Annotated in this window: 15 protein-coding genes; 1 reads left to right on the top strand and 14 read right to left on the bottom strand. The window is 73.4% G+C overall.

Annotation, left to right across the window (positions count from 1 at the left end; all coding sequences use genetic code 11):
• Window positions 1–45 precede the first annotated feature (45 nt).
• The gene (locus ABZ490_RS07335) at window positions 46–1,146 is read right to left on the bottom strand and encodes a citrate synthase 2 (RefSeq protein ID WP_358985570.1); all 1,101 of its coding nucleotides are present in this window, start codon (window positions 1,144–1,146) and stop codon (window positions 46–48) included.
• A gap of 172 nt (window positions 1,147–1,318) precedes the next feature.
• Between ABZ490_RS07335 and pdxH the strand changes: the two genes are divergently transcribed.
• The gene (gene pdxH / locus ABZ490_RS07330) at window positions 1,319–1,999 is read left to right on the top strand and encodes a pyridoxamine 5'-phosphate oxidase (protein ID WP_358985567.1); all 681 of its coding nucleotides are present in this window, start codon (window positions 1,319–1,321) and stop codon (window positions 1,997–1,999) included.
• A gap of 24 nt (window positions 2,000–2,023) precedes the next feature.
• On the opposite strand, the gene ABZ490_RS07325 is transcribed toward pdxH, so the two are convergent.
• The 13 genes from ABZ490_RS07325 to ABZ490_RS07265 all read right to left on the bottom strand — a co-directional run bounded on the left by ABZ490_RS07325 (window position 2,024) and on the right by ABZ490_RS07265 (window position 19,191).
• Window positions 2,024–2,572: a hypothetical protein gene (locus tag ABZ490_RS07325; RefSeq protein ID WP_358985564.1), complete on the bottom strand. Its 549-nt coding sequence runs from the start codon at window positions 2,570–2,572 to the stop codon at window positions 2,024–2,026.
• Complete coding sequence (locus tag ABZ490_RS07320; protein WP_358985561.1) at window positions 2,572–3,213, bottom strand: TetR/AcrR family transcriptional regulator; 642 nt, start codon at window positions 3,211–3,213, stop codon at window positions 2,572–2,574. Before ABZ490_RS07320 ends, ABZ490_RS07325 begins: the two co-directional genes overlap by 1 nt.
• Window positions 3,201–3,935 (bottom strand): enoyl-CoA hydratase family protein, encoded by a 735-nt coding sequence (locus ABZ490_RS07315; protein ID WP_358985558.1) that lies wholly within the window; start codon window positions 3,933–3,935, stop codon window positions 3,201–3,203. Before ABZ490_RS07315 ends, ABZ490_RS07320 begins: the two co-directional genes overlap by 13 nt.
• Complete coding sequence (locus ABZ490_RS07310) at window positions 3,932–5,500, bottom strand: 4-coumarate--CoA ligase family protein (protein ID WP_358985555.1); 1,569 nt, start codon at window positions 5,498–5,500, stop codon at window positions 3,932–3,934. Before ABZ490_RS07310 ends, ABZ490_RS07315 begins: the two co-directional genes overlap by 4 nt.
• 30 nt (window positions 5,501–5,530) lie before the next feature.
• Window positions 5,531–6,655: an acyl-CoA dehydrogenase family protein gene (locus tag ABZ490_RS07305; protein ID WP_358985552.1), complete on the bottom strand. Its 1,125-nt coding sequence runs from the start codon at window positions 6,653–6,655 to the stop codon at window positions 5,531–5,533.
• 87 nt (window positions 6,656–6,742) lie between these two features.
• Complete coding sequence (locus tag ABZ490_RS07300) at window positions 6,743–8,584, bottom strand: biotin carboxylase N-terminal domain-containing protein (protein ID WP_358985549.1); 1,842 nt, start codon at window positions 8,582–8,584, stop codon at window positions 6,743–6,745.
• Window positions 8,585–8,589: 5 nt separating this feature from the next.
• Entirely contained in the window at window positions 8,590–10,188 is a 1,599-nt protein-coding gene (locus ABZ490_RS07295) for a carboxyl transferase domain-containing protein (protein WP_358985546.1), read from the bottom strand.
• Complete coding sequence (locus ABZ490_RS07290; protein WP_358985543.1) at window positions 10,185–11,879, bottom strand: acyclic terpene utilization AtuA family protein; 1,695 nt, start codon at window positions 11,877–11,879, stop codon at window positions 10,185–10,187. Before ABZ490_RS07290 ends, ABZ490_RS07295 begins: the two co-directional genes overlap by 4 nt.
• Window positions 11,876–12,670 carry a TIGR03084 family metal-binding protein gene (locus ABZ490_RS07285; RefSeq protein WP_358985540.1) on the bottom strand — a complete coding sequence of 265 codons (795 nt, stop codon included), beginning with the start codon at window positions 12,668–12,670 and terminating at the stop codon, window positions 11,876–11,878. Before ABZ490_RS07285 ends, ABZ490_RS07290 begins: the two co-directional genes overlap by 4 nt.
• 121 nt (window positions 12,671–12,791) lie before the next feature.
• Window positions 12,792–13,748: an EamA family transporter gene (locus ABZ490_RS07280; RefSeq protein ID WP_358985538.1), complete on the bottom strand. Its 957-nt coding sequence runs from the start codon at window positions 13,746–13,748 to the stop codon at window positions 12,792–12,794.
• A gap of 82 nt (window positions 13,749–13,830) precedes the next feature.
• Window positions 13,831–15,852 carry an ABC transporter ATP-binding protein gene (locus ABZ490_RS07275; RefSeq protein WP_358985535.1) on the bottom strand — a complete coding sequence of 674 codons (2,022 nt, stop codon included), beginning with the start codon at window positions 15,850–15,852 and terminating at the stop codon, window positions 13,831–13,833.
• Between the two features lie 115 nt (window positions 15,853–15,967).
• Window positions 15,968–16,093, bottom strand: coding sequence for a hypothetical protein (locus ABZ490_RS07270; protein WP_358985532.1), 126 nt, complete (start codon window positions 16,091–16,093; stop codon window positions 15,968–15,970).
• 173 nt (window positions 16,094–16,266) lie between these two features.
• Complete coding sequence (locus ABZ490_RS07265) at window positions 16,267–19,191, bottom strand: FAD-binding and (Fe-S)-binding domain-containing protein (RefSeq protein ID WP_358985529.1); 2,925 nt, start codon at window positions 19,189–19,191, stop codon at window positions 16,267–16,269.
• Window positions 19,192–19,198: the final 7 nt, after the last annotated feature.

Here is a 19,198-nt window from a genome sequence, read left to right as displayed (position 1 = left end):
GCCGCCTCCCACGGCTCGGTGCGGCCCGGTCCGGCCCGGTGGGGTTCAGGGCGCGATGTCCTCGTAGCCCTCGATCGCCTGGGGGCTGCGGGTGCCGGGGCCGATGTAGCGGGCCGAGGGGCGGACCAGGCGGCCGGTGCGCTTCTGTTCGAGGATGTGGGCCGACCAGCCGGCGGTGCGGGCGCAGGTGAACATCGAGGTGAACATGTGCGCGGGGACCTCGGCGAAGTCGAGGACGATCGCCGCCCAGAACTCGACGTTCGTCGCCAGGACGCGGTCCGGGCGGCGGGCGTGGAGCTCGGCGAGGGCGGCCTTCTCCAGGGCCTCGGCGACCTCGAAGCGGGGGGCGCCGAGTTCGCGGGCGGTGCGGCGCAGGACGCGGGCGCGGGGGTCCTCGGCGCGGTAGACGCGGTGGCCGAAGCCCATGAGGCGTTCGCCCTGGTCGAGGGCGCGCTTGACGTAGGCCTCGGCGTCGCCGGTGCGTTCGATCTCCTCGATCATGCCGAGGACGCGGGAGGGGGCTCCGCCGTGGAGGGGGCCGGACATGGCGCCCACGGCGCCGGAGAGGGCGGCGGCCACGTCGGCGCCGGTGGAGGCGATGACCCGGGCGGTGAAGGTGGAGGCGTTCATGCCGTGCTCGGCGGCGCTCGTCCAGTAGGCGTCGACGGCCTGGACGTGCTTGGGGTCGGGTTCGCCGCGCCAGCGGATCATGAAGCGTTCGACGATGGAGTGGGCCTTGTCGATCTCGCTCTGCGGGACCATGGGGCGGCCCTGGCCGCGGGCGGACTGGGCGACGTAGGACAGGGCCATGACGGCGGCGCGGGCGAGGTCCTCGCGGGCGTGCTCGGCATCGATGTCGAGCAGCGGCTTGAGGCCCCAGACCGGGGCGAGCATGGCGAGGGCGGACTGGACGTCGACGCGGATGTCGCCGGAGTGGACGGGGATGGGGAAGGGTTCGGCGGGCGGCAGGCCGGGGTTGAAGGCGCCGTCGACGAGGAGGCCCCAGACGTTGCCGAAGGAGACGTGGCCGACCAGGTCCTCGATGTCGACGCCCCGGTATCGCAGGGCGCCGCCCTCCTTGTCCGGTTCGGCGATCTCCGTCTCGAACGCGACGACTCCTTCGAGTCCGGGTACGAAGTCGGACATCAGGCGGCTCCTCGTGAGGTGTGCGGCGGGTGGTGGCGCCGGTGCGTCCACTGCGCCGGTACGGCACTCGTCGTGGCATCTGCACCATATCCCCGAGTGTCACCTTTGGGGAGTGCTGCGGCACTCAGTGCCACCCGGTCCGCAAAGGTGTTCCATACGGCAGGATGGCCACGTGACCGATCACGACTCCGTCTACTCCGGGCCGGTGCCCGATCCCGCCGCCATGCGCAAGCAGTACCGGGCGGAGGGGCTCGACGAGGCGGAGCTGGCCGTGACGCCGGTGGAGCAGTTCGCGCGCTGGTTCAAGGACGCAGCCGTGGAGGCACACCTGTTCGAGCCGAACGCCATGATCGTGTCCACGGCGGACGCGGCGGGGCGGCCCGGTTCCCGGACGGTGCTGCTGAAGCAGTTCGACGAACAGGGGTTCGTCTTCTACACGAACTACGAGTCCCGCAAGGGGCGTGACCTCGCCGCGAACCCGTATGTGTCGTTGCTCTTCCCGTGGCATCCGATGGCACGGCAGGTCATCGTGCGCGGGGTGGCCCGGCGGACGGGGCGGGACGAGACCGCGGCGTACTTCCGGAGCCGGCCGCACGGTTCGCAGCTCGGGGCGTGGGCGAGCGGTCAGTCGTCGGTGATCGCCGGCCGGGCCGAGCTGGACGCGTCCTACGCCGAGCTGCTGGCGCGGTATCCGGAGGGTGAGCAGGTGCCGGTGCCGCCGCACTGGGGCGGTTTCCGGGTGGTGCCGGAGTCGGTGGAGTTCTGGCAGGGGCGGGAGAACCGGCTGCACGACCGGCTGCGGTACGTGGTCCGGACGGACGGCGGCTGGTCGGTGGAGCGGCTCGCCCCCTGAGCGGGTGCGCTCCTCACCGGGGCCTCAGAGTTTGCCCCAGAGGTACGCCGTGCGGTGGCCGTCCAGGAGGGCGGTGAGGTGGGCCTGGAACTCCTCGCCGAGGTCGGGCCAGTTCCAGAACTTCAGGCCGAGGTGGCCGAAGGCCAGGGGGGCGTTGTCCCAGGTCCACTCGGGTATCGGGGCGGACGCGGTGCAGCGGGGGCAGGCGAGGTCGGCGGCGCCGGTCTCGCTCCAGGCCGCGACGGCCGCGCCGACGCGGGTCCAGCCGTCGGTGTCGAGGGGGGTGTGGGCGTGGCAGTGCGGGCAGACGGCGTGCTCGGGGATGTCGGCGCCGCTGTGGAAGACGCCGCGGCCGAGATGCACGGCGAGTCCGTCGGTGGGATCCCCGTCCGGGTCGGGCGCCGCGGCGCGGTGCCAGTGGGGGCCGGGCGGGTGGGCCCCCAGCAGGAAGCCCTCGCGTTCGGCGAGGACGATGCCGTCGGTGACGAGGCGTTCGACCAGCTGTTCCGCGAGCCGGGGCGCGTCCTGCTCCCGCACGTCCAGGTCCACGATCACCTGGAAACGGTCACCCATCAGTCCCGCCCTCCGTCCAGCAGCCCGTCCAGCAGCACCGCCCACTGTGCCACCACGCGCTCGCGGCGGCCGGTGTCATCGGTGAGGAGGTTGGCGAGACCGAGGCCGCGGGCCATGTCGAGGAGGCCCTGGACGGTCTCGCGGACGCCCGGGACGGATTCGTCGGCGCCGAGGAGTTCCAGGGCGACACGGTGGGTCTCGCGGCCGACGCGGCCCTCCAGTTCGGTGACGCGGGGGCCGAGCTGTTCCTCGTTGGAGGCGGCGACCCAGAGGTGGAGGGCGGCGCGGAAGAGGGGGCCGGTGTAGACGTCGACGAGGGCGGTCAGGACCGCGCGGCGGTCGGCGCCGCCGTCGGGGAACAGGGCGCGCAGGGCCAGGCAGCGTTCCTCGGCGACGTACTCGACGGCCGCGGTGAACAGGTCCTCGCGGGTGGGGAAGTGGTGCTGGGCGGCGCCGCGGGAGACACCCGCGCGTTCGGCGACGACGGAGACCGTGGAGCCGGCCCAGCCGTGTTCGGCGAGGCAGGCGACGGCGGCTTCGAGGAGGCGCTGCCGGGTGGCCCGGCTGCGGTCCTGCTTGGGGACCCGGTCTCCGGAGGGGCGGTCGCCGGACGGCCGGTCGGCCGCGGTCACAGCACCCATGCGGGATCCCGTCGTTCGAGGAAGGCCGTCATGCCCTCGCGGGCGGGCGCGGAGGAGAACAGCCGGGCCGAGAGCGCGGTGAGGTGGGTCGCGTCCCGGTCGAAGGTCTCCAGCACCCTAGCCGTGAGCAGCCGTTTCGTCTCGGTGAGGGCCTGGGGGGCGGATCTGCGCAGTCCGTCGAGGACGGGGGCGAGGACGGCGTCGACGTCGTCGCCGGTGGTGGTGAGCAGGCCGATGCGGGCGGCCTCGGGGGCGTCGAAGCGTTCACCGGTGAGGTAGTAGCGGGTGAGGGCGCGGGGGTCGGTGCGGGGCAGCAGCGGGAGGGAGATGACGGCGGGTGCGACGCCGATGCGGACCTCGGTGAAGGCGAAGGTGGCCGGGGTGGCGGCGGCGGTGATGTCGCAGGCGGCGAGGAGGCCGAGGCCGCCGGCCCGGACATGGCCGGTGACCCGGGCGACGACGGGCCGGGGCAGCTCGACGATCTGCCGGAGGAGGGCCACGAACGCGTCCGGGGCGGGCGGGTCGCGCAGGTCGGCCCCGGCGCTGAAGGCGGTGCCGGTGTGGGTGAGGACGACGGCGCGGACGTCGGCGGCCCGGGCGCAGTCGGTGAGCGCGTCGGTGAGTTCGCCGACGAGGGCGGCGGAGAGGGCGTTGCGGGTGGCGGGGGCGTCGAGGGTGAGGGTCTCGACGCCGCGGTCGCGGGTGCGGGCGACGAGGGTCATGGGGTCTCCCTGAGCTGCCGGCGCAGGATCTTCCCGGAGACAGCGCGCGGGACGGCGTCGATGAACGTGACCTGGCGGACGCGTTTGTAGGGGGCGACGCGCTCGGCGACGTACATCGCGATCTCTCCTTCGGCGAGGTCGGGGGCGGTGGGGCGGCGGACGACGAAGGCGTGCGGGACCTCGTTGCCCTCGTCGTTGTAGACGCCGATGACGGCGGCGTCGGCGACGGCGGGGTGGGTGAGGAGGAGGGCTTCGAGTTCGGCGGGGGCGACCTGGAAGCCCTTGTACTTGATGAGTTCCTTGACGCGGTCGACGACGAAGAGCCAGCCGTCCTCGTCGACGCGGCCGATGTCGCCGGTGTGCAGCCAGCCGTCGGGGTCGATCATCGCGGCGGTGGCGTCGGGGCGGCCGAGGTAGCCCTTCATGACCTGGGGGCCGCGGATGAGGATCTCGCCGTCCGCGCCGGGGCCGAGGTCCTGGGTGGGGTCGTCGAGGGAGACGATCCGCATCTCGGTGCCGGCGATGAGCCGGCCGACGGTTCCGGCGGGGGCCTCGCGCATGGCGTCGAGGGGGACGACGTGGGTGCCGGGGGACAGTTCCGTCATGCCGTAGGCCTGGCCGACGGGCGGCAGGCCCAGACGGTCGGAGCAGGCGGCGGCGAGGGCGGCGTCCAGGGGTGCGGCGGCGCTGATGACGTACCGCAGGGACGACAGGTCGTACCGGGCGACCGAGGGGTGTTTGGCGAGGGCGAGGACGATCGGCGGGGCGACGTACAGGCCGGTGATGCGGTGGGTCTCGATGGCGGCGAGGAAGGGCTCCAGGTCGAAGCGGGGCAGGACGACGACCGTGGCGCCCTTGCGGAGGGGGGCGTTCATCAGGGCGGTGAGGCCGTAGATGTGGAAGAAGGGCAGGACGGCGAGGATGCGGTCGCCGGGACCGGCGGTGATCAGGGGTTCGAGCTGGGCGAGGTTGGTGGCGATCTGCCGGTGGGTGAGCATGACGCCCTTGGGGGTGCCGGTGGTGCCGGAGGAGTACGGCAGGACGGCCACGTCCTCGACGGGGTCGATGTCGATCCGCGGCTCGGGGGCGGCGGAGGCGAGCATGTCGATCAGGGAGCGGTGTCCGGGCGCGCTGTCGCAGACGAAGATCTCCTGGACGCCGCCGGCGAGTTCGGCGGCGCGGCGGGCGGTCTCCAGGAACGGTGAGACGGTGACGATCCAGCGGGCCCGGGAGTCGCCGAGCTGTTTGGCGAACTCCTCCTCGGTGGCGAGCGGATGCACGGTGGTGACGCAGGCGCCCGCGCGGGTGGCGGCGTAGAAGGCGAGGGGGAAGGCGACGGTGTTGGGGCTGTGCAGGGCCAGGACGTCGCCCTTGCGGACCCCGGCCTCGGCGAGGGCGGCGGCGACGCGCCGGTGGAACCGGTCCACCTGCTCGTAGGTGAGCGTGGTGCCGTCCGTGCCGTCGATCAGCGCGGGCTGCTCGCCGAAGGCGGCGGCGTGCCCCAGGACGGCGTCGTGAATGGGGAGTTCTACGGGCGGGACGTCTGCGTACGCGCTGTGGAACACGGTTCCTCCAAGGCGGTTCGGCCACACGGTTCAGTACGACTTGGGCAGGCCCAGGGTCTGGTGGGAGACGTAGTTGAGAATCATCTCCCGGCTCACCGGGGCGATCCGGGCCACGCGCGAGGCCGTGATCAGTCTGGCGAGGCCGAACTCCGTGGTGAGGCCGTTCCCTCCGAGGGTCTGCACTGCCTGGTCTACGGCGCGCACGCAGGCTTCCCCCGCCGCGTATTTGGCCATGTTGGCGGCCTCTCCCGCGCCGGCGTCGTCGCCGGCGTCGTAGAGGTGGGCGGCCTTCTGCATCATCAGGCGGGCCAGTTCGAGCTCGATGTGCGCCTGGGCGAGGGGGTGGGCGATGGCCTGGTGGGCGCCGATGGGCGTCTTCCAGACCGTGCGCTCCCGGGCGTACGCGACGGCCTTGGCGAGGGCGTGGCGGCCCATGCCGATCGCGAAGGCGGCCGTCATGATCCGCTCCGGGTTGAGGCCGGCGAACAGCTGGAGGAGACCGGCGTCCTCGTCGCCGACGAGGGCGTCGGCGGGGAGCCGGACGTCGTCCAGGACCAGCTCGAACTGCTTCTCCACGCTGTGCAGTTCCATGTCGATCCTGCGGTGGGTGAAGCCGGGGGCGTCGCGCGGGACGATGAACAGGCAGGGCTTGAGGCTGCCGGTGCGGGCGTCTTCGGTGCGGCCGACGATCAGGGTGGCGTCGGCGATGTCGACGCCGGAGACGAAGACCTTGCGGCCGGTGAGCAGCCAGTCGGTGCCGTCGCGGCGGGCGGTGGTGGTGATGCGGTGGCTGTTGGAGCCGGCGTCGGGTTCGGTGATGCCGAAGGCCATGAGGCGGGTGCCGTCCGCGAGGGCGGGGAGCCACTGCTGTTTCTGGGCCTGGGTGCCGAAGCGGGCGATGACCGTGCCGCAGATCGCCGGGGAGACGATCATCATGAGGAGGGGGTTACCGGCGGCGCCCATCTCCTCGAGGACGAGGGAGAGTTCGGTGATGCCGCCGCCGCCTCCTCCGTACGTCTCGGGGAGGTTGACGCCGATGTAGCCGAGTTTCGCCGCCGCCTGCCAGAGGTCGCCGGTGTCGGTGTGGGCCTTGGCGAAGGAGGCGACCGCCTTGCGCAGTGCCTTGTGCTCGTCGGATTCGATCAAGGTCGTCACTGTGGCTCCTTTGGCTGCGGGTTGTATGTGGCTGGTCGCGCCCACGCGGCGGTAGCCGCATATCGATACGGCCCCGCGCCCCTGGCGTCAGTTGCTCTCCACGACCGCCAAGAGCGCACCGACCTGGACCTGCTGTCCTTCCCTCACCTGGACCGCGGTCACCGTCCCCGTCGCCGGGGCCGAAATGACGTGTTGCATCTTCATCGCTTCGAGCCACACCAGCGGTTCGCCCGCTTCGACACTCGATCCGGTGATGAGACCTGGCGCCAGCTTGACGACCGTGCCCGGCATCGGGGCCAGGAGGGAGCCGGGGGCGTGCTGGGTGTGCGGGGCCGGGAAGCGCGGGAGGGCCGTCAGGGTGGTGGCGTTGACGTGGACGCGGTCGCCGTAGCGGGCCACCTCGTAGCGGTGGCGTACGCCGTCCGTCTCCAGGACGACCAGGGACGGGTCGGCGTGGACGACCTGGACGCCCTCGGCCGTGAGGCCGGACCGGCCGTGCGTGTACGCGATCTCGATCTCCTCGTCCCCCGCCGCGTACCGCTTCGTCTGCGGTTGGGAGGGCAGGTTGCGCCAGCCTCCGAAGCGCGACCCCGAGCAGGCCTCCGCGAGGGCCGCCGCGAGCGGGGCGTGCGGGTCGGCGGCCGATGTGGTCAGGGAGGCGAGGTGGCGGTCGTAGAAGCCCGTCGTCATCCGGGCCGAGGTGAACTCCTCGTGCCGCAGGGAGCGGATCAGGAGGTCGCGGTTGGTGGGCGGGCCGTGGAGGGCGGTGCGCTCCAGGGCGCCCGCCAGTGTGCGGATCGCCTCCGCGCGCGTGGGGGCATGGGCGACGATCTTCGCGAGCATCGGGTCGTAGTGGACGCCGATCTCGTCGCCGTCGGTGTAGCCGGTGTCCAGGCGGACGGTGTCCGGGACGGTCAGCCGGTGCAGGGTGCCGGTCTGCGGGGTCCAGTCGGCCGCGGGGTCCTCGGCGTAGAGGCGGGCCTCGACCGCGTGGCCGCGCGCGGGCGGCGGTTCGGGGGCGAGCGCGGCGCCTTCCGCGACGCGGATCTGTTCGGCGACGAGGTCGAGGCCGAAGACGGCCTCCGTGACGGGGTGTTCGACCTGGAGGCGGGTGTTCATCTCCAGGAAGTGCGCGCGGCCGCCCTCGACCAGGAACTCGACGGTGCCCGCGCCGGTGTAGGAGACGGCACGGGCGGCCCGTACGGCCAGCTCCCGCAGTTCCTCCTCCAGGGCCGCGGGCAGTCCGGGGGCCGGCGCCTCCTCGATCACCTTCTGGTGGCGGCGCTGGAGGGAGCAGTCGCGGGTGCCGAGCGCCCACACCGTGCCGTGGGTGTCGGCGAGGATCTGCACCTCGACGTGGCGGCCGTTCTCGACGTACGGCTCGATGAACACCTCGCCGTCGCCGAAGGCGCTCGCGGCCTCCGCGCGGGCGGTCTCCAGGGCGGCGGGCAGGTCCTCCAGGCGGCGTACGACGCGCATGCCGCGCCCGCCGCCGCCCGCGGCCGCCTTCACCAGCACGGGCAGGTCGGATTCCCCGACGTCCGCCAGGGGTGCGAGGCCCATCAGCCGCTTCGCGCGCGTCTTGGACGCCATCGCCTCGATGGCCTCCGGCGGCGGGCCGATCCAGACGAGCCCGGCGTCCAGGACGGCCCGTGCGAAGTCGGCGTTCTCGGAGAGGAAGCCGTAGCCGGGGTGCACGGCGTCCGCGCCGGCCGCGACGGCCGCCTTCACGATCAGGTCGGCGCGCAGATAGGTGTCCGCGGGGGCCGCCCCCGGCAGTCGTACGGCCGTGTCGGCCACGCGCGCGTGGAGGGCGTTCTCGTCGGCGTCCGAGTGCACGGCGACGGTCCGGATACCCGCCGCGGCGCAGGTGCGGACGATACGGCAGGCGATCTCGCCGCGGTTCGCGATCAGGACAGAAGTAATCATGAGCCTCACATCCGGAAGACGCCGAAGCCGCCGCGCGCGCCCTCGTACGGTGCCGTGTGGACGGCAGACAGGCACAGGCCGAGGATCGTGCGGGTGTCGCGCGGGTCGATGACGCCGTCGTCGTAGAGCCGCCCGGACAGGAACATCGGGAGCGACTCGGACTCGATCTGCTGCTCCACCAGGGCGCGCAGGGCGGCGTCGGCGTCCTCGTCGTACGGCTGTCCCTTCGCGACGGCCGACTGGCGGGCGACGATCGACAGGACGCCGGCGAGCTGCTGCGGGCCCATGACGGCCGACTTGGCGCTGGGCCAGGCGAACAGGAAACGGGGGTCGTAGGCGCGGCCGCACATGCCGTAGTGGCCGGCGCCGTAGGAGGCGCCCATGAGGACGGACAGGTGGGGGACGCGGCTGTTGCTCACCGCGTTGATCATCATCGCGCCGTGCTTGATGATGCCGCCCTGCTCGTACTCCTTGCCGACCATGTAGCCGGTGGTGTTGTGCAGGAAGAGGAGCGGGATGTTCCGCTGGTTGGCGAGCTGGATGAACTGGGCGGCCTTCTGGGACTCGGCGCTGAACAGCACGCCCTGGGCGTTGGCGAGGATGCCGACGGGGTAGCCGTGCAGCGCGGCCCAGCCGGTGACGAGGCTGGTCCCGTACAGGGGCTTGAACTCGTCGAAGTCGGAGCCGTCGACGATCCGGGCGATCACCTCGCGCGGGTCGAAGGGGGTCTTGAGATCGCCCGGGACGATGCCGAGCAGGTCCTCGGGGTCGTACCGGGGAGGCTCGGCCGGGTCCGGGTCGGCGTACGCCTTGCGGTGGTTGAGGCGGGCGACCACGCGGCGGGCCTGGCGCAGCGCGTCGCGTTCGTCGACGGCGAAGTAGTCGGCGAGACCGGACACGCGCGCGTGCATCTCGGCGCCGCCCAGCGACTCGTCGTCGCTCTCCTCGCCGGTGGCCATCTTGACCAGCGGCGGTCCGCCGAGGAAGACCTTCGCCCGCTCCTTGACCATGATCACGTGGTCGGACATGCCGGGGATGTAGGCGCCGCCGGCCGTGGAGTTCCCGAAGACGACGGCGACGGTGGGGATGCCGGCGGCGGAGAGCCGGGTGAGGTCGCGGAAGACGGCGCCCCCGGGGATGAAGATCTCCTTCTGGGAGGGCAGGTCGGCGCCGCCGGACTCCACGAGGCTGATGAAGGGCAGCCGGTTGGCGAGGGCGATGTCGTGGGCGCGCAGGGCCTTCTTGAGCGACCAGGGGTTGCTGGCGCCGCCGCGCACGGTGGGGTCGTTGGCGGTGATCAGGCACTCGACGCCCTCGACGACCCCGATGCCGGTGACCAGGGAGGCGCCGACGGTGTAGTCGCTGCCCCAGGCGGCGAGCGGGGACAGCTCCAGGAACGGGGTGTCGGGGTCGAGGAGCAGTTCGATGCGTTCGCGGGCGAGGAGCTTGCCGCGGGCGCGGTGCCGTTCGACGTACTTCGGGCCGCCGCCCGCGAGGGCCTTGGCGTGTTCGGTGTCCAGGTCGGTCAGCTTGGCGAGCATGGCCGCGCGGTGGGCGCGGTGGTCGGGGCCGGTCGTGTCCAGCGCCGACGGCAGGACGGTCACAGGAGTGCCTCCGGGAGGTCCAGATGACGGGAGCGCAGCCATTCGCCGAGCGCCTTGGCCTGCGGATCGAAGCGGTGCTGGGCGGCGACTCCGGCACCGAGGACGCCCTCGACGACGAAGTTCAGGGCGCGCAGATGCGGGAGCATGTGCCGGGTGACCGTCAAGTCGGCCGTCTCCGGGAGGAGTTCACGGAACCGGTCGACGGTCAGGGTGTGGGCGAGCCACCGCCAGGCCTCGTCGGTGCGGACCCACACGCCGACGTTGGCGTCCCCGCCCTTGTCCCCGCTGCGGGCCCCGGCGACGAGGCCGAGGGGGCCCCGGCGGACGGGGCCGGGCGGCAGGGGCTCGGGCGGTTCCGGTGCCGCGGCCTCGTCGAGTACGAGGGTGTCGGCGGCCGGGGGGACGGGGAGCCGGCGTCCGTCGTCGAGGACGGCGGTGTGCGCGACCTCGCCCTGGGGGACGTACGCGGCCTCGAACACCCCGTAGGGGGCGCCCTTGCCGGGTGGGGCGAGGACGTGGAAGCCGGGGTAGCTCCCGAGGGCCAGTTCCACGGCGGCGCCGCTCAGCGCCCGGCCCACGACGGCCTGGTCGGGGTCGCGGACGACGAGCCGCAGCAGGGCGCTGGCGGTCTCCTCGGTGGCGGCGTCGGGGCGGTCGGTGCGGACGAGGTCCCAGCGGACGTCGGCGGCCTTCGCGAGCGGGCCGGCCAGCTGCTCGCGCACCAGGTCCGCCTTGGCCTCGACGTCGAGGCCGGTGAGGACGAAGACGATCTCGTTGCGGAAGCCGCCGAGCCGGCTGCGGCCGACCTTGAGGGTGGGCGGCGGGGCCTCGCCGCGGACGCCGTCGACGCGGACGCGGTCGGGGCCGTCCTGGGTGAGCCGTACCGTGTCGAGGCGGGCGGTGACGTCGGGTCCCGCGTACCGGGCGCCCGTCGTCTCGTACAGCAGCTGTGCGGTGACCGTGCCGACGTCGACGAGTCCGCCGGTGCCGGGGTGCTTGGTGATGACGCTGCTGCCGTCGGCGTGGATCTCGGCGAGCGGGAAGCCGGGCCGGCGGACGTCCGCCTGCCGGAAGAAGGCGTAGTTGCCGCCGGTGGCCTGGGTGCCGCACTCCAGGACGTGTCCGGCGACGACCGCGCCCGCGAGCCGGTCGTGGTCCTGCGGGGTCCAGCCGAAGTGGGCGGCGGCGGGCCCGGTGACCAGGGCGGCGTCGGTCACCCGCCCGGTGACGACGAGGTCCGCGCCCTCGCGCAGACAGGCCGCGATGCCGAAGCCGCCGAGGTAGGCGTGGGCCGTGAGGGCGCCGGGGAACCGGTCGCCGAGGTCGTCGCCCTCGACGTGCGCGACACGTACGGGGACGCCGACCCGGTCGGCCAGTCTCCGTACGGCGTCGGCGAGTCCGGCCGGGTCGAGGCCGCCGGCGTTGGTGACGATCCGCACGCCCCGCTCCCGGGCGAGCCCGAGGCACTCCTCCAGCTGGCGCAGGAAGGTGCGGGCGTAGCCGGCGGAGGGGTCCTTCAGCCGGTCGCGGCCGAGGATGAGCATGGTCAGTTCGGCGAGGTAGTCGCCGGTGAGGACGTCGAGTTCACCGCCGGTGAGCATCTCGTGCAGGGCGTCGGCGCGGTCGCCGTAGAAGCCGGAGAAGTTGCCGATACGCAGAGGCGGCGGGGGTGACGGCGGCCGGTGCGTCACGCGGACTCCCCTCGCGGGGTGCGCCCCTTGCCGGGCGGGCCCGCGAAGGCCTGGGCGATGTCGAGCCAGCGGTCGGCGTCCTCGCCCTCGGCGCGCAGGGCGAGGTCGGCGCGGTGGGCGCGCTGGGTGACGAGGAGGCAGAAGTCGAGGGCGGGGCCGGTGACGCGGTCGGTGGCGTCGTCCGGGCCGTATGCCCACGACTCGCCGGAGGGGGCGGTGAGCTCGACGCGGAAGTCCTCGAACGGCGGGGTCAGTCCGTGCACGCCGAAGGCGTAGTCGCGGGTGCGGACGCCGAGGCGGACGATGTGCCGGATGCGGTCGGTGGGGGTGCGGACGACACCCAGGGCGTCGGCGATGTCCAGGCCGTGGGCCCAGGTCTCCATCAGGCGGGCGGTGGCCATGGAGGCGGTGGACATGGGCGGCCCGTACCAGGGGAAACGGGCGCCCTCGGGGGCGGTGCGCAGGGCGTCGGCGAGGGCCGAGCGGCCGGTCCGCCAGTCCTGGAGAAGCGCCGCGGGCGGCTTCCGGGCGCCCTCCTCGGCGCCGTTGTCGACGAAGTCCCCGGGCTCGGTCAGGGCCGCCTCGACCTCACGGGCGAAAGCCCGCTGGTCGGTGACGGCGAGCAGCGAGGAGTGGTCGGTCCAGGCGAGGTGGGCGATCTGATGGGCGACGGTCCAGCCGGGGGCGGGGGTCGGGAGCGTCCACTGCTCCGGCTCCAACTCGGCGACGAGCAGATCGAGTTCGTCGCTTTCGGCACACAGGTCGTCGATCACGGGCGTCGGGTCGGCCATGGGGTGGAGCATGGCAGGGCCCCCAGAAACAAGCAAGCATGCTTGCATTTAATTTTGCGTGCTCCGGGACCGGACCCGCGGAGCCGGCCGAACGGCGACCTCCCGGAAGGGCCCCGCCCGCTCAGGCCTCCGGCGCCGGCGCCTTCCCCCGGCCCACCTGGGTGCGCACCGCGCCCATGCTCGCGGCCACCACCAGGGCGATCGCGGCCGTTTCGGGGAGGGTCAGGGACTGGCCCAGGACGAGCAGGCCGGCCGCGGCGGCGACGGCCGGTTCCAGGCTCATCAGGATGGCGAAGGTGGACGCGGGCAGCCGGCGCAGGGCCAGGAGTTCCAGGGTGTACGGCAGCACGGAGGAGAGGAGGGCGACCGCCGCGCCCAGACCGAACGTCACCGGGTCCGCGAGTTTCGCCCCCGACTCCGCGATGCCCAGCGGGAGGAAGAGCAGCGCGCCCACCGCCATCGCCAGGGCCAGGCCGTCGGCCTGGGGGAAGCGGCGGCCCGTACGGGCGCTGAACACGATGTACGCCGCCCACATCGCGCCCGCCCCCAGGGCGAACGCGACGCCGACCGGGTCGAGCCCGGCGAAGCCTCCGCCGCCGAGCAGGAAGACCCCGGCGAGGGCGAGCCCGGCCCAGACCAGGTTGAGGGCGCGGCGGGAGGCGAGGACGGAGAGGGCGAGCGGGCCGAGGACCTCCAGGGTCACCGCCGGGCCCAGCGGGATGCGGTCGACGGCCTGGTAGAAGAGGCCGTTCATCGCGGCCATGGTGACACCGAAGACGACGACCGTGCCCCAGTCGGTGCGGGAGTGGCCGCGCAGCCGGGGACGGCAGACGACGAGCAGGACCACCGCGGCGACCGCCAGCCGCACCGCCACCACCCCGAGCGCGCCCGCCCTCGGCATCAGCGTCACCGCCAGCGCGCCGCCGAACTGCACCGAGACGCCGCCGGCGAGGACGAGGCCGACCGGACCGAGGGAGCCGAAGCGGCCGGGCGCACCGGGGGCGCCGGTCGGGACGGGGGTGGCGAGGGAGGTTTCCGAGGGGGCGGTCACGGGCGGTCCAAGGGCTCTTGTGTTCATCCGGTTGAACTGTCGAGTCCACAGTAATGAACTTCGACAGGTGCGTAAACCGCTGAAGCCGCTGTCTCGCGCCGTGAGACGTTCAGCTGCCGGGCCAGTGCCTCGGGTCGTAGGGGTCGTAGGGGTCGTACGGGGCGTAGGGGTCCGGCACCGGCTGGGTCCAGGAGTCCTGCGCCGGCGCCGGTGCCGCGTAGGGGTGGTGGCCGTACGCGTTCCAGTCGCCGCCGTACTCGGCCGTGGGCGCCGGCACCGGCACCGGCTGCTCCACGAACAGCGGCAGCCGCAGCTCGCCCGTGTCCATCAGGGCGTTGTTCTGCGAGCGGTGCAGCCGTGCGTACGCCCCGCCCCAGGCCAGCAGCTCCTCGTGGCGGCCGGTCTCCACGATCCGGCCCTGGTCGACCACGAGGATGCGGTCGGCGTCGGGGGCGAGGTTGAGGTCGTGGGTGATCATGATGGTCGTACGGCCGGCCATCAGACGCCGCAGCGGCTTCACGATCCGCCGGGCGGCCATCGCGTCCAGACCGGTGGTCGGCTCGTCCAGGACCAGGACCGGGGCGTCCCGCAGGATCGCGCGGGCGATCGCGAGGCGCTGGAGCTGGCCGCCGGACAGACGGGCCGAACCCGGGTCGATCCTCGTGTCGTAGCCCTCGGGCAGCCGGACGACGAAGTCGTGGGCGTCGGCCGCACGGGCCGCCTCCTCGATGGCCTGGTCGCTCGCGCCGGGCCGACCGCACGCGATGTTCGCGCGGACGGTGTCGTGCAGGACGAGCGTCTCCTGCGGCAGCAGGGTCAGGTACTCCCGCAGCCGCGCCAGCGGGAAGTCGCGCACGGGCACGCCGTCCAGCAGCACCTCGCCGGCGTCCGGGTCGTAGAAGCGCAGGAGCAGCTTGGAGACGGTGGACTTGCCCGCGCCGCTCGGCCCGGTGACGATCACCAGCTCGCCCGGGTGCACGGAGAAGGAGAGCCCCTGCAGGGTCTGCCGGTCCGCGCCGGGGTAGCGGAAGGAGACGTCCCTGACCTCGACCGTGCCGTCCGGGCGGCCGGGGGGCTCGGCCACGCGCCGGGGGTCCGTCACCGAGGGCCGTACGTCGAGGATCTCGATCAGCCGCTCGGCGCCCGCCGTCGCCGCCGTGATCGTCAGGCCGAGCTGGGCGAGCCCCCGCACCGGCGGGTAGAGGTAGCCGAGGAAGGCCGCGAAGGCGAGCAGCTGGCCGAGGGTCATGCGCCCGGTGGAGATCTCCCAGGCGCCGATGCCGATCACCGCGAGCACGCACACGGTCTCGATGACGGTCACGAGCTGTTCGTAGGCCTCGTTGAGCCGCGTGGAACGCACGGAGGCGCGGAACCAGGCGTTCGCCTCCTCACCGAGCCGGCGGCGCTCGGCGTCGCGCCGGTCGTACGCCTGGGTCAGCACGATGTTGCCCAGCGACTCCTCGACGACGGAGGTGATCGCGCCGTCGGCGACCCGGCCCTCGCGCGAGACGTCCTTGATGGAGCCGGAGAAGCGGCGCGCGGCCAGCCAGAAGAGGGGGGCGAGGACGAAGGTGGCGGCGGCCAGGTCCCAGCGCAGCCAGAACGCGGCGGCCGCGTAGAAGATCGCGGAGAAGGCGGCGGAGGCGGCGCCGACCAGGCCCGACACGACCATCGTCTCGATGGCCTCGACGTCGCTCGTCAGCCGGGACAGCAGATCGCCCTGGCGGTGGCGTTGGAAGAAGTGCGGCGGCAACTGCTGGACGTGGTCGAAGACATGCTCGCGCAGCCGCATCACGAACCGCTCGGTCGCCCAGGCGGCCAGGGAGTTGCCGGCGTAGGCCACGAGCGCGCCGACCACGGCGACCCCGAGCCACTTCACGGCCGGCGCCCAGAACGCGGCGAGCGAGCCCTCGCGCAGGGCGTTGTCGGTGAGATCGCCGAAGAGCAGGATGGCCTCGGTCTCGGCGAGCGCGGCGAGGATCGTGCACACCCAGACGACGAGCAGCCACCTGCGCAGGCCCCGGGTGAGCGGCCAGAAGCGGCGGAACGCTACGCGCGCGGGAATGGTGGGGGTGTCGTCCTCGTATTCTTCACATTCCTCACCCTCTTCTTCCTGCCGTTCTCCCTGCAAGAATTACCCTCCTTGAAAAAGCCCCCTGATTTTCCACCTGATTTTCCAGCTGATTTTCAAACGGAAAGGGGCCGACGGTGCACCGTCGGCCCCTTTCCAGCGTGTCAGCGTGGGCTCAGTTGTCCTGGCCCGGCACCGGCGGAACCGGCTTGAGCTTCTTCTTCGGCTTGGGCTTCGGCGGGGGCGGGAGCTGCTTCGACTTGGGCTTGGGGGGCAGCGGGGCAAGCTTCTTGAAGCTCATTCCAACTCCTTGCGGGGATTGCGCTGTGCTTTCGTCGTTTCGGGCTTTCCGCGTCCGGCTCCCGACATCGAGAAACTTACACGCTTCTCATCTCTGCAAACGGCAAAAAGAGCAAAGGTGCGCTGTGAATACCCTGGGAGAAGCTGGCAGTTGCTTGAGCGAGCCGTGGATCCTTAATCCTCGTCGAGCGCGTCCGCCAGCACCTCCGCCAGATGCCGGGCCCGCACCCCGGCCAGCTGGTCGAGCTGGGTGCGGCAGGAGTAGCCGTCGGCGAGGACGACCGTGCCGGGCGGTGACTGCCGTACGGCGGGCAGCAGTTGCTCCTGCGCGCACGCCACCGACACCTCGAAGTGGCCTTTCTCGAAACCGAAGTCGCCCGCCAGTCCGCAGCAGCCGCCGCTCAGTTCGCCGGTGAGCCCGGCGGCCTCGCGCAGCCGCCGGTCGGGGGCGTCGCCGAGCACCGCGTGCTGATGGCAGTGGGTCTGGCCGGCGACCGGCCGGTCCAGCCGGGGCGGCGCCCAGCCGGGCGCGTACCGCTCCAGCGCCTCCGCGAAGGTCACCACCCGCGCCGCGAGCCGCCGTGCGCGCGGGTCGTCGGGCAGCAGCTCCGGCAGGTCCGTCCGCAGGGCGGCGGCACAGCTGGGCTCCAGGACGACGAAGGGCACCTGCGTCGGCTCTTCCCGCGTCGGCTCGCCCTGCGTCAGGAACGGCTCCAGCAGGTCCAGGGTGCGCCGCATGACCTCCCGGGCCCGGTCCAGCTGGCCCGTCGAGACGTACGTCAGCCCGCAGCACACACGGCCGCGTCTCGCCGTGAGGGGATTGAAGGTGTACGACACCCCGTCGCCGACCGCCGCCTTCCGCCACCGGCGGGTGGGCGGGGTGAGCACGTCCAGCCCCGCCGCCTCCAGGACCCGTACGGCCGCCCTCCCCACGGACGGGGAGAGGTGTTCGGTGAAGGTGTCCGGCCACAGGAAGACCGCCTGCCGGGACCCGCCCGGTCGCCGTCCCCCACCTGCCTCCGCCCGCGCCCGCGCCACCAGCAGCCGCCCCCACCACCGGGTGAAGGTCTCCGGGGCCAGCGGCGGGATCGCCCGCTCCGGTGCGATCCCGGCCGCCCGTTTCGCCGCCCACGCCAGGGGCCGCACGCGCGCGAGGGCGTTCAGGAGCCTGCTCACGCGCGTGCGGGACGCCCAGCGCAGCCACTGCGGCAGCCGGCCCAGCGCGTAGTGGGCGGCGGGGCGGAGCCGGCCCGCGTAGTGGTGGTGCAGGAACTCCGCCTTGTAGGTGGCCATGTCGACCCCGACCGGGCAGTCGGAGCGGCAGCCCTTGCAGGACAGGCACAGGTCCAGGGCGTCGCGGACCTCCGCCGACCGCCAGCCGTCGGTCACCACCTCGCCGGCGAGCATCTCGTGCAGCAGCCGGGCCCGTCCGCGCGTGGAGTGCGCCTCCTCGCCCGTCACCCGGTACGAGGGGCACATCACGGCGGACCCGGTCGCCGCCGTCGTACGGCACCGGGCGACGCCCACACAGCGGCGTACGGCGGCCGTGAAGTCACCGCCGTCGGACGGGTAGCCGAAGGCGACCGGCAGCGGTGCGCGGGGCAGCACGGCGAAGCGCAGCCCGGAGTCCAGGGGTGCGGGGCGGACCAGCATGCCGGGGTTGAGCAGGTCGTCGGGGTCCCACACGCCCTTGGCGCGCTCGAACAGGGCGACCAGCTCGGGGCCGTACATCCTCGGCAGCAGCTCGGCCCTGGCCTGCCCGTCGCCGTGCTCCCCGGACAGCGAGCCGCCATGGGCGACGACCAGGTCGGCGAGTTCTCCGGAGAAGCGGCGGAAGCGCGCGACGCCCGGCCCGGTCAGCAGGTCGAAGTCGATCCGGACGTGGACGCAGCCGTCGCCGAAATGGCCGTACGGCGTCCCGCGCAGCCCGTGCGCGGCGAGCAGCGCACGGAAGTCGCGCAGGTAGGCGCCGAGCCGGGCGGGCGGCACCGCGCAGTCCTCCCAGCCGGGCCAGGCCTCGGCCCCGTCGGGCATCCGGGTCGCCGTGCCGCTCGCGTCCTCACGGACCCGCCACAGGGCGCGCCGGGCGGCCGGGTCCGTGACGACCAGGGTGTCCACGGCGTCGCCCGAGGCGGCCCGCACGATCGTCTCCGCACGCGCGCGTGCCTCGACCTCCGCATCGCCGCCGGTCTCCACGAACAGCCAGGCACCCCCGCGGGGCAGCCCCGCCGGTGACGGGACCAGATCGGCCGCCATCCCCTCAACGGTCAGCGGCCGGTGGGGCAGCAGTCCGGCCGCCGCCTCGGCGGCGGCGCTCTCGTCGCCGTACCCGAGCACCGCGAGCGCACGCGCGCGGGGGGCCTCGACGAGCCGTACGACCGCCTCCGTGAGCACGCCGAGCGTGCCCTCCGAGCCGCAGAAGGAGCGGGCGACATCGGCGCCCTTCTCGGGCAGCAGCGCGTCCAGCGCGTACCCGGAGATCCGGCGGGGCAGCTCGGGGAAGCCGGTCCGCAGCCGTGCCAGGTCCCCCTCCACCAGCTCCCGCAGCCCGTCGGGCGCCCCGGACCAGCCCTGCCCGAGCCGCAGCCGCCGCCCGCGCGCGGTGACGACCTCCAGCTCGCGCACACTGTCCGCGGTCGTCCCCCAGGCCACCGAGTGCGCGCCGCAGGAGTTGTTGCCGATCATCCCGCCGAGGGTGCAGCGGCTGTGCGTGGCCGGGTCCGGCCCGAAGCGCAGCCCGTGCGGGGCGGCCGCCTCCTGGAGCCGGTCGAGGACGAGCCCGGGCTGGACGACGGCGGTGCGCTCCCGGGGGTCCAGGGCGAGCACCCGGTTCATGTGCCGGGTGAAGTCCAGCACCACCCCGGTACCGGTGGCCTGCCCGGCGATCGACGTGCCCCCGCCGCGCGCGACGACCGGCACGCCGTGGGCCCGGCAGACCGCGAGGACGGCGCTCACGTCGTCGGCGTCCCGGGGGGCGACGACACCCAGCGGGACGCGCCGGTAGTTGGACGCGTCCATGGTGACCAGAGCCCGGGAGGTGACGTCGAAGCCCACGTCACCCCGGACGACCTTGCGCAGCTCGGCTTCCAGCTCTGTCATGACGTCC

The sequence above is a fragment of the Streptomyces sp. NPDC005811 genome (genome assembly GCF_040630405.1).
In the GTDB taxonomy this organism is placed as follows: domain Bacteria; phylum Actinomycetota; class Actinomycetes; order Streptomycetales; family Streptomycetaceae; genus Streptomyces.
This window is presented reverse-complemented; position numbering and strand designations above follow the sequence as displayed.

Excerpts from the sequence above, each read along its gene's own strand:
- ABZ490_RS07315 (WP_358985558.1), bottom strand. The coding sequence starts at position 3,935 with ATGACCCTCGTCGCCCGCACCCGCGACCGCGGCGTCGAGACCCTCACC.
- ABZ490_RS07325 (WP_358985564.1), bottom strand. The coding sequence starts at position 2,572 with ATGGGTGACCGTTTCCAGGTGATCGTGGACCTGGACGTGCGGGAGCAG.
- ABZ490_RS07320 (WP_358985561.1), bottom strand. The coding sequence starts at position 3,213 with ATGGGTGCTGTGACCGCGGCCGACCGGCCGTCCGGCGACCGCCCCTCC.
- ABZ490_RS07300 (WP_358985549.1), bottom strand. The coding sequence starts at position 8,584 with ATGATTACTTCTGTCCTGATCGCGAACCGCGGCGAGATCGCCTGCCGT.
- ABZ490_RS07265 (WP_358985529.1), bottom strand. The coding sequence starts at position 19,191 with ATGACAGAGCTGGAAGCCGAGCTGCGCAAGGTCGTCCGGGGTGACGTG.
- ABZ490_RS07270 (WP_358985532.1), bottom strand. The coding sequence starts at position 16,093 with ATGAGCTTCAAGAAGCTTGCCCCGCTGCCCCCCAAGCCCAAGTCGAAG.
- ABZ490_RS07280 (WP_358985538.1), bottom strand. The coding sequence starts at position 13,748 with ATGAACACAAGAGCCCTTGGACCGCCCGTGACCGCCCCCTCGGAAACC.
- ABZ490_RS07285 (WP_358985540.1), bottom strand. The coding sequence starts at position 12,670 with ATGGCCGACCCGACGCCCGTGATCGACGACCTGTGTGCCGAAAGCGAC.
- ABZ490_RS07335 (WP_358985570.1), bottom strand. The coding sequence starts at position 1,146 with ATGTCCGACTTCGTACCCGGACTCGAAGGAGTCGTCGCGTTCGAGACG.